Origin of the sequence: Geminicoccus sp. (assembly GCF_035556675.1) — a bacterium.
Classification (GTDB): Bacteria; Pseudomonadota; Alphaproteobacteria; order Geminicoccales; family Geminicoccaceae; genus Geminicoccus.
Map to the genome: position 1 here is coordinate 1 of NZ_DATMFZ010000174.1, position 12,960 is coordinate 12,960.

Here is a 12,960-nt window from a genome sequence, read left to right on the forward strand (position 1 = left end):
CCCGCCCCGCCTTCTGGCTGCCGGCCGATATGACGGAACGATTTAGCCGAGCGGCAGCTTCTACTATCAGTGCGCTAGAGCGGTTTCCGATCAGACTGCATCGTAGACATAGCCGGCAGCGGCGAAATAGTTGGCACATTCTTGCGGTGTGAAGGCGCTCACAGCCGTGCCGATGGCTCTCCATAAGCCTTCGACGCTGCGTTGGGCGGCCTTGCGCAGCCGTGCCTTGAGCTGCGCAAACGCGTTTTCGATTGGGTTGAAGTCAGGGCTATAGGGTGGGAGGTAGAGCAGAGTGGCTCCGGCTCCTTCAATGGCCGCGCGGACGGCCGGGCCCTTGTGGCTGCCGAGATTGTCCATGAAAGGCCAGCAGGCCTTTCATCCGATTCCTGAATGGAGCGCGGTCATCAGACCGCGAAGGGATGACCGTGTCACCCGGCCGCAGCTCTGGCAGCAGCATCTGCTCGACATAGGCCTGGAAGGCCGCACCGTTGATCGGGCCGTCCAGCACCATGGGTGCCACCATGCCGCTCGAGCGCATGCCTGCGACGAAGGTGGTCGTCTTCCAGTGCCCATGGGGAATGGCGGAGCGTAGACGCTCGCCTCGTGGCGCACGGCCCTGCATGCGCGCCATCTTGGTCGACGCTGAGCCGGCGGAAAACCTTCGCTGGTCAGGCAACGGCAAGGCCGGCACCAGCTTCAGCTGGCTTGTGAATCAGGAAGGTATTGGAGACCCAGATCTGTGGCGCGCCGGTCATGTTGTCGGGCTGGACCTCGATGAGGCGCAGGCCGTGGCGGGCAGCGAGATCGAAGATCACGCGTTGCGGCACGCAGTGCATCTCCATGGTCTTTCTCCGCTGCACGTCGCGGTACTCCTGCTCGATGAAGGAGTAGCCCGCGCCATAGGTCGGCACCTGGAAGTACAGGATCCCGCTGGGTCTCAGTCCTTCGAACGCAGCCTTGAGGATGTCGACGATGATCGGCGGCGGGTTGTGCTGGAGCACGATGATCGAGAAGAACAGGTCGATCCCTTGAAGATGCCTCAGATCGTCGGACCCCCGCACGAGGACGAAGTCCACATTAGTGATGCCCCGTTCCTTGAGTGCCTTGTGGGCTGCGTCGATGTGATGCTGCGAGATGTCGAATGCCACGACCCGACGGAAGCGGCGCGCGAGCCACAGGGTGCAGCGTCCCACGCCACAGCCGTACTCGGCGCACACCGTTTCGGGATCGATCTCGAGCCTGTTCCTTGCGAACCAGGTCTCGAGTCGCCGGAGCCCGCTAGCACCGCTCTTGTAGAATTCCTCCAGGACATCGGCACGAATCATGTTGCGTGCCCGCCAGCGCTCGTCCGTCAGGACCGACCAGTACGGGTCGCTCACCCCGTACTCGGACCATACCTCCGCAACGTGCCGCCAAAGGCTGGCATGTAGGCCTTCGGTGTCGTCGAGGTCGATGCGTAGCGGGCCGCTCGCGTCCAGCGGAAAGCGGTCGACATAGTCGTAGACTTTCGCCGCGAATTCCTTCGAGTGCAGGAAGCTACTCATGACGTCATCGAGAGAAGCACCATTCCTCAGCGACAGGGCGTGATCCTCCAGCCCCTTTCGATCGGGGGGGCGCCGCAGGGCGACCTCGTAGAGACTGGTGACCACCTTCTCGGGACTGAAGGCCGGCTCGCCCGTCGGCTGGGCCGGGATCGTCCCGCTCGTTGCGGAAGCCGGCCTGCCACGCCTCGGCAGAAGATCGGTCGATCTGGAGAACGATCGCCGGAGGAGGTTGATCCATGGCCGCTTGCTCAATTCTATCCCCTTGTACGAGACTGGATCTGGCGCTTGGGCTGCGCCAGTGCCGCCTGATAGATCGTCTCCAGTTTTCTGGCACTGGACGCCCCATCGAACAGTGCACTGCGCGCGATGGCATCGGCGGACATCCGTTCGCGCTTCGTGCGGTCGTGCGCCAGCATCAACATGGCCGCCGTCCATACCTCGGTCGCCTCCGGATCGAGCAGGAGAGCGGCGTCGCCGCCTACTTCCGGCAGCGAGCTGCTGTTCGACGAGATCGTGGGCGCGCCGAACTGCATCCCCTCGAGAATTGGCAGCCCGAAGCCCTCGAAGAGGGATGGATAGAGATTGGCGTAACAGTTGCGGTAGAGCCAGATCAGATTCTCGTCTGAAACATATCCTGTGCAGATCACATTCGATGCGATGCCCAGCTCTGCGAGCCGATGATTGAAGTCGTTCATGAGCCAGCCTTCTCCCCCGGCGAACACCAGCGGCATGGCGGGGCCGCCCGCCCAGAGGTAGGCTGCATAGGCTTCGGCCAGCCGGAGCTGGTTCTTGCGCGGCTCGATGGTTCCGATGGACAGCCAGAATGTCCCGGGCTCGACGTGCGCCATGGGCCCAGGCGCTATGCCGTTGCGGAGCGGCTCGTGGAACCGCGAGCAGGGATGAACCACGGCGACACGGTCTTCGGGGAAGAAGGGGAACACCTCCAGGAAATGGCGCCTGGATGCGTGGGACACCGCGATGATCCAATCGGCATAGGCTGCGGCGCGGACGATGCCGTCGAAGCATCCGACGCGATTGGCTTCCGTGGTCCAGTCGGGCTGGATGGTGAACCCCAGATCGTGCAGCGTGTAGACCACGCGGCTCTGCCGGATCTGGGTGGGGCACCAGAAATTGTTCGCGTGAATGATGTCCGGATGATGCAGCGCCTGTTCGAGCCGCGCCGCGTTCCAGAAGGCGGCGGCACTCTCGCGCGTGAGGAAGCGCGGGCCATAATGCACGGCGTGGCCGGGATAAGGGTTCCGCGCAGGAATTTTCGCGTCGAGGTAGAAATCGCCGAAACTGGGATAGAACGCGTAGCTATGCTCGGGCGCGACATCCACCAGCGCGCGGGCCATGGCATCCGCGAAATAGCCACACCCGGCTTTCCCCGCGCCGGTCTGGCTGACATCGAACCCGATATGCATCGCTTGCCTTGGATCTTACCTGTTTCTCAGCGCTTGAAGAGCCAGTTCTTCGTCACCTGCCGCATGTCGTTGGATATTCCATGGTTCCACCACATCGCCGCCAGCAATGACCGCACTCCGACTTCCCAGACGAAGCGTCTCGGGTGCTTCGACCGGTCGACCCGCGCCTCGACGACGGCGTGGGCATAGTTGTACAGCCAGGCATCCTGCACCCTGCCGAGAAGCCGCCGCTGCATATCGTTGATTTCCGCATGAACCTTCACGCGGGATCCAAGGGTCTTGTTCTCGGCGTACAGCCGCGAGCCGGACAGCTTCTCCTCCAGGTAGCAGAACCTCGCTCCCATCGCCGCGATGCGAAGCCAGTACTCGTAGTCCATGCAGTAGGTCAGGCGCTCGTCGAGCATGCCGCAGCGTTGGACGACCCGGCGACGGAAGAACACGGCGGGTTGGCAGAGGAAGCAGGTGTCCCGCAGGCGGTCGAAATCCCAGGGCTCGGTCGGATAGGGCTCGAAGGCCCGGTCCTGCACATCGATATGGTCGGCCAAGCCGTACACGACATCGATGTCCGGGTTCTCGTCCAGGACGCGGAGCACCTTCCTGACGGCACCGGGATAGTAGATGTCATCCGAGTTCAGCCAGCCGATGATGGATCCTTTGGTCGTGTGCAGCCCCTTGTTCACGGCGTGGGTCTGGCCACGATCCTTCTCGCTCACCCAGAACAGCCGATGATCATAGCGTCTGAGGATGTCGACCGTGCCGTCGGTGCTGGCTCCGTCGAACACGACATGTTCCAGTCCGGGGACATCCTGCTCGATCACGCTCTCCAGGGTCCGCTCGATGAAGCGGGCTTGATTGTAGGACGGCGTAACGATGCTGACCGTCACCCGTGAACCTCCGGGAACAGCCGCAGGCGGTCACTGTCGGAGCGGATGAACTCGCAGCGCTCGACGATGATCGAAATCTCCCTGTGATCAGGGCTGGATCCGTGCCGTGCCGGGACAAAGGAGGGAGTTACCCGGATCCTCGCGACTCCACCGGCGCCAGGCAGGTCGAACCGGAGCGTGCGGCGTTCGCTCCGTTGAAGAGGCTGTGTCTTGATCGTCGTGCCGTCGGAGAAGACGGCCCAGACCAGGACTGCGGCGTGGGGAAGCCACTCCGGGGCGAGGACGTCGATCTCGACGGCTCCCGCATCATCGTCATGCGCAAGCTCGAGCAGGATCTCGGCGCCGGCCCAGCCATCAGGATGAACACCCGAAAGACGACGACGTCCGCCGAACGTGTCCAGCGCAAAGCCGAACAGGGCCCAGTACTCGCGCGCCATCGCCCCTGAGTCGGCGAACTGTTCCGCCCGCTGCTTGCCAGCCGTTTTCCAGGCTTCCCGCGCGGCCTCATCCGTGACCAGACGCATGATTGCTCCGGCGACCTCAACCGGGACACGCGGATCGAACAACATCGCCGCACCGCACGCGACCTCTGGCAGCGAAGTGACATTGCTGCAGGCAACTGGCACGCCGAGGGCCATCGCCTCGACCACCGGCAGGCCAAAGCCTTCGAAGAGCGAAGGAAAGATCAGGCCGCGGGCAGCGCTGACGAGCGCAGCGAACTCGACATCCGCGAGATGCCCGGGAAAGATGACCTTCCCGCCCAGCTGCATTCGTTCCGCGAGGTCCATCACATGATCCCGCCGGGGATCTGGCGCTCCCGTGCAGACCAGGCGGACATGATCCGGCAGCCCACGATGGCGAGCCATGGCGAAGGCCGTCAGCAGCATTTCGTGATTCTTGTGCCGCCAGAAGTTGGCTGGGTAAACCAGATACTGGTCGGGTGTGAGGTCGAGCATCCTAAAGACCTTGTCTCGATCCGAGCTCGACCACTTGTTCTCGAGCCGGCGCGCCATCCGGTGATGGATCGTCCGAACGCGGTTCGGGTCAGCGAGGCCATGCGCAAGCACGGCCTCGCGCACATGATTGGAAATGGCCGCGATCGCGCTCGAGAAACGAAAGGAGTTCCGGATCGCCAAGTCCCTGTTGGCTGAATCCTCGGCAGAAAAGAACTGGGGATATACCATGTGCTGGATGTCATGGATCGTCGTTACGGTCGGTACACCTGGCTCATAGAACACCGGTGCCGTAAACGGGCAGAACAACAAGTCTGCCTTGGTATCTGCAACTGGTGGCCGGACGAAGGTTCTTTTGATCAGGTGCGCCGCGACGTGCGACATGACGATCGCCAGCTTTCTGGGGACACGTCGGAATATCGCAGCGCGTAAGCTATACAATAGCCTACCCACACCTCGCTCGCGCTCGATCGCTCCGATACCCGGCACCAGGACACGATGAACGTTGGGTGCATCGAGATGAGAGAGTTCGTCATGCGCTGCCCGCTGCGTCATCAGGATGAAGCGTGTGTCCGGCGCCAGCTTCGCCAGCTCTCTAACCAATTCGATCGCGAATATTTTTGCGCCGCCATTCTGTGCCCCGGGCAGGATTGGGGTCAAATCTACCGCAACCGTCTTCAGGCTACGCATTTCGACCCTCTCACAAAATCATCCAGAGTTATTAATGTTGAAATGAATTCTGCCAACCTCTGGAGCGGAGTTCTAGCAAAAACAGAACTGCAACTCGCAAGACATTTGGGTTCTTTCTGCTGTTGTCTCAAGCCTCAGGAAAATATCCTATTAACTTTAAATTGATTTGATGTACATCGTCATGTGGTAATGACTGTTTCTTGAATAAGCTATGTCGCCACCAGGCGTTCTATAATTGAGGGTAACCTTATTTCCATATACCAAGAAATTTATGCAGTCCGGAAGACAATTTCTTCTGATTATTGTTTAAAATACCCAGAACATGAGCAAGTACCTGCTCGATATTCTGTCGTGCCGCTTGTTCGCTGCCCGTCTCCTCCAGCAGTGCGCGGATCATCTGCTCGAGGTTGCGTCGTGCCGCTCGTTCGTTGCCTGTCTCCTCCAGCAGTGCACGGATCATCTGCTCGAGGTTTTGCCGTGCTGCTCGTTCGCCGCCTGTCTCCTCCAGTAGCGTGCGAACCGTCTGTTCCAGGCTCTGCCATGCCGGTCGCTCCCGCTCCAGTCCTGCAAGCATCTGGCTGAGCTCGGAAATTCGTTCCAGGTGACGTGCCCGTTCGTTCTCCAGGCGTCCCAGCGCCGTCGCCTGCCTCTCGATCAGCGCCAGGGGATCTTCCTCCACCCCGAGCAGCTTGATCGCGTCGTCGGGTTGCCGTGCCGCCTTGCGCAGCGCTGCGGCCAGCTTCGGTGCTTCCGGGTGTTCGCGCGTCGTTACGTCGATAAGGTCCAGCCACGCACGGTAGCTCTCCTCGACCTCGGCTGCGATCTCCTGCGCTCGGGCCGGTCCATGATCGACGATCCCTTCCGCACGAAGAGCAGGAATGAGATCGCCAAAGCCCAGCGCCACGATTCCTTCCTCCGAAAAGATGTCGTGGACGACCTGCTTCTCCTCACGGGTGAGGACATCACGCCAGGCCCAGAGGCTGTTCTGGTGGATGGAGCGTGTCTCCAGGATCTTCTGGTCGCCCAGGCGGCCCCGGCGACGCTCGAGCTTCTCGGAGATGAACGACGGCGAAGCCACATCCGGATCGGCACCGAGGATGGCCAGCACCGACCGCAGGACCTGCTCCGAATCGGCGACGAGCTCATCATAAGTGCATGCGTGCACCCGGGACGGGTTGTCGGCAGCGAAGCGCTCCAACCTGCGGTAGCCCAGCACCAGGTCGAACAACAGCTCGTTGTCCGAGGCAGCCATGGCCGCGGCCAGGTCGAAGTCCCAGGTGGATTTCAAGGACCCCGCAACGGCGAAGGGATGCCGCTTCAGGTAGACGAACTTGCATCTGGGAAAGATCAGGGCAATTTCATCGATGATCTGATAGTATCTCGGCGTCTTGTCGACGAATATCCGGCTATTGTTATTCTGGAGATGCTCGTTGTAAAGTGCCGTTGCGTATGAGGCTTTCGCGCGCCGTAAATCCAGGTTCTGGGTAAATTCCAGATAGCCCTGCCCGATCAGCTGGCTTCTGGCCGGATGAAGCGGATGGGTCTTGCCGATCGCCTCCACCGCGAACATCAGCCAAGGTTCAGGGGGCGAAGCGATGTCTGGATGACTGTCCAGCAGATGGGACAGGAGGGTCGTGCCCGAGCGGGGAACACCCAGCAAGAATGCCAGCGACTGGCCGTCTGCTCCGATCACGTCGTGACCCGCCCGCCCTGCATCTCGTCATGATCCGACGGCACCGACATGGCGTCGGCCAAGATATCGAGACGACATCGCGGCGGGCTGGAGATGTCGACCACGCCGCTCAGGTTCCAGCGCATGGACGGAGCCGCAACGACCCGAAACATGTGCGCATCGATGATCCGGTGCAGGACCTGCTGGTTCTCCATCGCGTAGGAGTAGGCCCCGGCATTCGCGAAATAGATCCCTGGGCGCAGCATGTTGCGAAACCAGAAGGTCACGCGCACCACCGAACCACCTGCTATGTACGGTTCGGCATCCGAGGCCTCGTGCGAGCCCATGCCGCCGATCTCGAATCCGCTGATGGTCTTCAGCACCATCCCGAAGTAAACGGCGCACACCCCCTGCGTGAAACGAACCTCGTAGCAATAGCGGTAGGTTTTCCCGGACGTGATGATATTGACCTCGGCATCCGTCTCGTCCAGGATCCTGATGTTGTCGATCACGGCGCCATTGGGCGTGTAGGATACCGTACTGGTCGGCACCAGGTTCTTGTCATAATAAGCACTCACCTCATGTTCGCGGGGCGTCTGTTCGGGCGCATCATTGTCGCCGGCCTGCCCGACATCGTCGTCTTCTGCATCGTCTTCACGGTCGAACGGCCTAGCGGTCCCATCTTCGTCCTCGCGCATGGCGAGGATGGCTTGGCGGACTTGCTCCTGTCGGGCAGGCGGCGCGTAGGCTAGGCGCTGGTATTTCGCGATCACGAGCTTGGGGTCGCCGATCAGGATGGATTCGCCGTGGTCGATCAGGATCGCCCGATCGCATAATTCCACGACCGTCGCGCCCGAATGGCTGACGAAGAGAATGGTGGTTCCTCCGGCACGAAGGGCACTGATCCGGGCGAAGCACTTGCGCTGAAAGGCCTCGTCACCGACCGCGAGCGCTTCATCCACCACGAGAATGTCGGGATCGACATTGATCGCGACGGCAAAGCCCAGCCTGGCGCTCATGCCACTGGAATAACTCTTTACCGGCTGATCGAGAAAATCCCCGATATCGGCGAAGGCAGCGATTCGGTCGAACCGCGCCTTGATCTCTGCTTCACTGAGACCCAGGACCGCAGCATTCAGAAAGACGTTCTCCCGGCCGGTGAAATCGGGATTGAACCCCGAACCCAGTTCGAGAAGGGCGGCGATGCGCCCGCTCGTAGTGACGCTGCCTTCGGTTGGATTGAGCAAACCACAAATGAGTTGCAGCAGGGTCGACTTGCCGCTGCCGTTCCGACCGACAATGCCGGCGGTCTCGGCTTTTTTCATCTCGAACGAAACGTTCCTCAGCGCCCAGAACTCGCGATAGTACTGCTTGCGCCCACGCCTGAGCATCTGCAGCAGCCGATCATGCGGCTTGTCGTAAATGTGATAGCATTTCCCCAAGTTGCTGACCTTGATGGCGACTTCAGAGGACATCAGCAAATCCTTTGCGGGTCTTCTGGAACCATGCGAAGCCCAGGCAAGCCACCACCATGCCTGCGAGTAGATAGACCACAAATAGGCCCCAGGGTGGCGCTTTTCCCCACATGAGCACGTCGCGTACCTGTTCCACAGCGGGTGTGAGTGGGTTGATCAGCATCAGTGGCCGGTAGGAGGCAGGCAGCGATGATACTGGATAAAAGATTGGAGAGAGAAACATCAGCGCCGTAATGAGCACCCCTACAACCTGAGCAACATCCCGAAGGAATACACCCAGAGCAGAAATCATCCATGATAATCCCATGGTAAACATAACACATGGAGCTATAACTGCCGGAAAAATTAAAATTTCCAAGTGCGGAAATCCTATAATAAAAACATAAAATGCCATCCATACAATAAGATTCACTGCGGCATGAAACAATGTTGAAGCCATAATTACACAAGGGAGAATTTCTATTGGAAACATCATTTTTTTAACTAAATTCGCATTTACTATGATGAGATTGGCGGAGCGATTCAGGCAGTCGGCAAAAATGTTGAATATTATTAATCCTGCAAATAGTGTCAATGCGAACTCGGCTCTCGATGTGCCGCTGCTTCCCCAGCGAGCATTGAAGACCACACTGAAAACGAAGGTGTAGACCGCCAGCATCAGCATGGGCTGAAAAAGAGACCAGAGGATTCCCATGATGGAGCCGCGATAGCGTCCTTCCACCTCCCGTCTGGCCAGGACCATGGCAAGGTGGCGGTTGCGCCATAGGCTCGCCACCAGCTCGACCGGGGAGGAGCTATAGATCTGCATAAAACGAGCCTCCCAGAGCAGCCTGATCGGCATATCCAGACGATCGCGCAAGGAATACTGTAGTCGCGATCAATGCTTTTCTGGAAACATTTGCAGCCCGCTCTGTCCATTCGACTGACTCCTCCAACATGTTGTACATGGCCAATGGCCCGTTTGAGAATGGCTATGGGTGGCTGACGTGTGAGGATCGGCGAGAGGCTTTCGCTTGCGCTGCCCATCGGCCTTGGCGGCCTGACCTTCTCACCATCGCTCAAGCGTTGAGGGGGTGGCCGTGGATGGGGAGGATGCGCGTATCCTCCCCATCCACGGCTTGGTCAGTCCCAGGGGGAACAGCATAGATGCGACCCGTACCGGGCGATTCCATCCGAATGGACGTCTGCAAGATCGGCCCAGGACTGCATCGGTACCTTGCGATCGACGACTGCTCATGCTTTCAGGCGCTGCGGACTTGTCCGCGCAGAAATGCCAAGAGCGCCCTCGACTTTCTGGGACAGGGGGACGAGGCAATGCCGTTCGCCATGCAGCGCATTCGGACCGACTGCGGCCAGGAGGTCTTCGCTTGCGAGGTCCAGGACCGTCTGCGTGACTGGCGCCGCGAGTTCCGGCCGATCCGGCCCCGCTCGCCGCACCGGAACGGCAAGAGCCTGCCCCCGACCCGATTGGGGGGCGAACGTGCCCAGCAGACCGTGTTCAAGGAGTTCTGGCCGATCATCGACCTCGCCGGCACCATCTCGCCCACCGCCTCGCCGCATGGCGGACCGTCCACATGAGAGCCGCAGAGCGGTGGTCGCGCGCCCATCGACCGTGGCTGCGAGCTGATCGCCAAGATCCCGCCCAGCGAGGACGTTTGGGACACCTACGATCCCGCCAAGGAGCGCATCCGCACCCAGGACTACCGCTGGGATGTCACCTTCGCGCGCATGCAACGATGACCACAGACCCTACACATCACCCGATGGATCCGCCCCAGGAGGCGTGGCAGCGGATCGCGCCGGTGCTGCCGGCCGTTGCGCGGGCGCAAGCCGAAGACCGACCTGTGCTGGGTGCGGCATGCACTCCGCTACCCGGCACGCAGTGGCGGTGGCTGGCGGATGCTGCCGATCCGGTGCGGCCCGGGGCAGACCGGGTGCTGGTGGTTCCGCTGCTTCGTGCGTCTCCTGCGGCTCCGCACCAGCCACGACGTGGCGCTGCTAGTGGCGCGCGAACGAGCCGGGCGAAAAGCCTGAGGTGACCCCAGAATTTCGGCCCGGTGGATGAGCCTGCTTCGCTCTGCATGAGGGCCGGCGCGGAGGACGGGGAAACGAGGCCGATCCTCGACCGAGTTCGCGGCGAAGGTGGGCTTGGAGGCGATGCGTGGGGAGCTGACGACAGCGCAGCTGGCGGCCGGGCCCGGCCGCCCCCTGACCATGGCGAGCGATTGGGAGCGGCAGGCGATGGAGGGCCCGGCGTCGGGATTCGCCGGCAAGGCGACGGCCCCAGGAGCGCACGCGAAGACCACCGAAGCCCGAGAGGGAGAAGCTGCATGCGCCGATCGGGCGGCTTTGGGTGGAGCGGGTTACTTTGGCGACCGCGTCCGGTCGATGAGCCTGGACCGTGGACGCCGGATGATCGAGCCGGAACATCCGCGGCTGTCGCTCGTGTGCCAGAGGCATCGGGATCGATCGGCCGTTCAACCGCCGGCCAGTCGCGAGAGCCGGCCGAACCCGGAACGGATGCGCCCGATCGAGGTGCCGTTCCGGGCGACGCCTCGGTAGGGATCGCGGCAGACGGCGCGATCCTTCCGGGGCCGAGGCCATGCCGTCGGCGGCCAGCGCATCCGGTGGCTGATGGCGAAGCTGGGGCCAGGCGCCGATCTGCCAGCGGCCGAGAACGTCGGTACCGCACCCGGAGCACCGGCCCTGCCTGCTGCGGGACCGGCCGAACCAGGCTTGCTGTGCCGGCCCGGCCCACCTCCCGATGGCGCAGGGACCTTCTCCACCTGGTCGCAGTCATGGACTGGGCTGGCCGCAAGGTGCCGGCTTGGCGGGCTCGACCCGATGGACGGGGAGTGCTGCCTGAAAGCCCTAAAGGAGGCCCCGGCTCGCCATGGCCGACCGGAGATCTTCGCTGCCGCCCCCTCGGCGGTCTGCCGACCGCCGGTCCTGCGGACGTCGGATCCATGGGCTGCTGCTCATGGATGGCAGGCAGTTCACCTCGTCCAGGTTCACCAGCGTGCTGAAGGAAGCCGGCCTCCAGGTGGCCATGGACGGACGAGGACGCTGGCTCGGCGACGGGTTCATCGAACGGCTCTGGCCGGTCGAACGCCCGATGCGGCCTACGGGGCAAGGGACATCGAGAGATCGGCGGCCTGACCACAACCAGAACCGAGCTCGTTCTAGAAACTGTCGTTGAAATGGTTGTTGCAATTGAGGGACTTGGCAGTGGTCTTCGACGATCTTCGGATCGTCAGAGGCTGCGATGTCCGATGCTCGTCGTCCGTACCCGTCGAAGCCGAGCGACGACGAATGGGCGGTGCTCGAACCATTGCTGCCGCTATCATCGGGCCGCGGCCGGCCACCGTGGTCACGGCGCCTGATGGTGGGTGCCCTCTGCTACCTGGTGCGCTCGGGCTGTGCCTGGTGGATGCCGCCGCGGGAGTTCCCGCCATCGATGCGGAGCATCGATCCCGCGGAGTGATGTCAGCACGGCTGACAGGGCAGACGGTGTTCTCGCAGTTCCGGCGTTGGCGGCTCAACGGTACGCTGATCCTCGTGCATGAGGAGCTTCGTCGGCGCGTGCGCCTGGCCGAGGGACGGAGGGCCGATCCAACCGGGGCGGTGATCGATGGCCAAACGGTCAAGTGCACCGGCGTCGGCGGCCCAAGAACGGGGCTACGATGGCGCCGAACGTGCCCAAGGCCGCAAGCGCCATGTGCTGGTTGATCCGGTTGGGCTCATCCTGCTCGCCTGCGTTCATGCAGCCGACCTTCACGATCGTGCCGGTGGACAGTGGAGTGCACCCGGTTTCACCGGACAGAGCCTGGGCTGGGTTAAGCACTGAGTTTGCGGAACTCGGCGGGTGATTGGAAGCGCAGCGCCGAGTGCGGGTGGACATTGTTGTAGTCGTCCATCCAAGCCGGCAGCAGACGGAGGACGGTGCCGGCATCCGGCAGGATCGAGAGCCGCAGGTAGTCGCGCCGAAAGGTCTTCACGAAGGCCTCGGCAATGCCATCGACCTTGGCTGATCCCACGGAGTGATGTCAGCAAAGCTGACAGGGCTCTGGGGCGAGCGGATGGGCGTGAAGCACAAGCGCAGCCCGAGGGCGGTGGCCGTGTTGCGGGTGTCCTTGGCGATGTAGGCGCTGCCGTTATCGGACAGCCACTCCACCGGATGAGATGCCTTCAGGCTGCCAAAGCGCTGCTCGACGCAGGCGACCATGAGATCCTGAACCATCTCTCCCGAAATGCCGGCCGTGGTGGCCGACCATCGATCGCAGGAGGCGATCGATCCAATCCCACCGGGACGGCCGTC

Annotated in this window: 9 protein-coding genes and 2 pseudogenes; 2 read left to right on the forward strand and 9 right to left on the reverse strand. The window is 61.9% G+C overall.

The window, feature by feature from the left end:
- Window positions 1–90 precede the first annotated feature (90 nt).
- The 8 genes and pseudogenes from VNS22_RS13125 to VNS22_RS13160 all read right to left on the reverse strand — a co-directional run.
- Window positions 91–640 (reverse strand): annotated as a pseudogene (locus tag VNS22_RS13125) (transposase); the annotation flags it as partial.
- 28 nt (window positions 641–668) lie between these two features.
- Window positions 669–1,796: a class I SAM-dependent methyltransferase gene (locus VNS22_RS13130; protein ID WP_325733094.1), complete on the reverse strand. Its 1,128-nt coding sequence runs from the start codon at window positions 1,794–1,796 to the stop codon at window positions 669–671.
- A 2-nt stretch (window positions 1,797–1,798) separates the two neighbouring features.
- Window positions 1,799–2,968 carry a glycosyltransferase family 1 protein gene (locus VNS22_RS13135; RefSeq protein WP_325733096.1) on the reverse strand — a complete coding sequence of 390 codons (1,170 nt, stop codon included), beginning with the start codon at window positions 2,966–2,968 and terminating at the stop codon, window positions 1,799–1,801.
- Window positions 2,969–2,994: 26 nt separating this feature from the next.
- Window positions 2,995–3,852, reverse strand: a complete 858-nt coding sequence (locus VNS22_RS13140) for a glycosyltransferase family 2 protein (protein WP_325733098.1) — start codon at window positions 3,850–3,852, stop codon at window positions 2,995–2,997.
- Window positions 3,849–5,495 carry a glycosyltransferase family 1 protein gene (locus VNS22_RS13145; protein WP_325733099.1) on the reverse strand — a complete coding sequence of 549 codons (1,647 nt, stop codon included), beginning with the start codon at window positions 5,493–5,495 and terminating at the stop codon, window positions 3,849–3,851. Before VNS22_RS13145 ends, VNS22_RS13140 begins: the two co-directional genes overlap by 4 nt.
- A gap of 247 nt (window positions 5,496–5,742) precedes the next feature.
- Complete coding sequence (locus VNS22_RS13150) at window positions 5,743–7,188, reverse strand: sulfotransferase family protein (RefSeq protein ID WP_325733101.1); 1,446 nt, start codon at window positions 7,186–7,188, stop codon at window positions 5,743–5,745.
- Complete coding sequence (locus VNS22_RS13155; RefSeq protein ID WP_325733103.1) at window positions 7,185–8,642, reverse strand: ABC transporter ATP-binding protein; 1,458 nt, start codon at window positions 8,640–8,642, stop codon at window positions 7,185–7,187. Before VNS22_RS13155 ends, VNS22_RS13150 begins: the two co-directional genes overlap by 4 nt.
- Window positions 8,632–9,450, reverse strand: a complete 819-nt coding sequence (locus tag VNS22_RS13160; RefSeq protein ID WP_325733105.1) for an ABC transporter permease — start codon at window positions 9,448–9,450, stop codon at window positions 8,632–8,634. The genes VNS22_RS13155 and VNS22_RS13160 overlap by 11 nt, the downstream gene beginning before the upstream one ends.
- A 518-nt stretch (window positions 9,451–9,968) precedes the next feature.
- Here VNS22_RS13160 and VNS22_RS13165 point away from each other — a divergent pair.
- Both VNS22_RS13165 and VNS22_RS28575 read left to right on the forward strand, forming a co-directional pair.
- Complete coding sequence (locus VNS22_RS13165) at window positions 9,969–10,220, forward strand: hypothetical protein (RefSeq protein WP_325733107.1); 252 nt, start codon at window positions 9,969–9,971, stop codon at window positions 10,218–10,220.
- A 1,687-nt stretch (window positions 10,221–11,907) separates the two neighbouring features.
- Window positions 11,908–12,126: a transposase gene (locus tag VNS22_RS28575; RefSeq protein WP_414653355.1), complete on the forward strand. Its 219-nt coding sequence runs from the start codon at window positions 11,908–11,910 to the stop codon at window positions 12,124–12,126.
- A 352-nt stretch (window positions 12,127–12,478) separates the two neighbouring features.
- Here the strand turns inward: VNS22_RS28575 and VNS22_RS13175 are convergent.
- A pseudogene (locus tag VNS22_RS13175) lies at window positions 12,479–12,960 on the reverse strand (integrase core domain-containing protein); the annotation flags it as partial.

What these genes read in the sequence shown, in the direction of transcription:
- VNS22_RS13145 (WP_325733099.1), bottom strand. Translation starts at nt 5,495, where the DNA reads ATGCGTAGCCTGAAGACGGTTGCGGTAGATTTGACCCCAATCCTGCCC.
- VNS22_RS13135 (WP_325733096.1), bottom strand. Translation starts at nt 2,968, where the DNA reads ATGCATATCGGGTTCGATGTCAGCCAGACCGGCGCGGGGAAAGCCGGG.
- VNS22_RS13165 (WP_325733107.1), top strand. Translation starts at nt 9,969, where the DNA reads ATGCAGCGCATTCGGACCGACTGCGGCCAGGAGGTCTTCGCTTGCGAG.
- VNS22_RS13155 (WP_325733103.1), bottom strand. Translation starts at nt 8,642, where the DNA reads ATGTCCTCTGAAGTCGCCATCAAGGTCAGCAACTTGGGGAAATGCTAT.
- VNS22_RS28575 (WP_414653355.1), top strand. Translation starts at nt 11,908, where the DNA reads ATGTCCGATGCTCGTCGTCCGTACCCGTCGAAGCCGAGCGACGACGAA.
- VNS22_RS13160 (WP_325733105.1), bottom strand. Translation starts at nt 9,450, where the DNA reads ATGCAGATCTATAGCTCCTCCCCGGTCGAGCTGGTGGCGAGCCTATGG.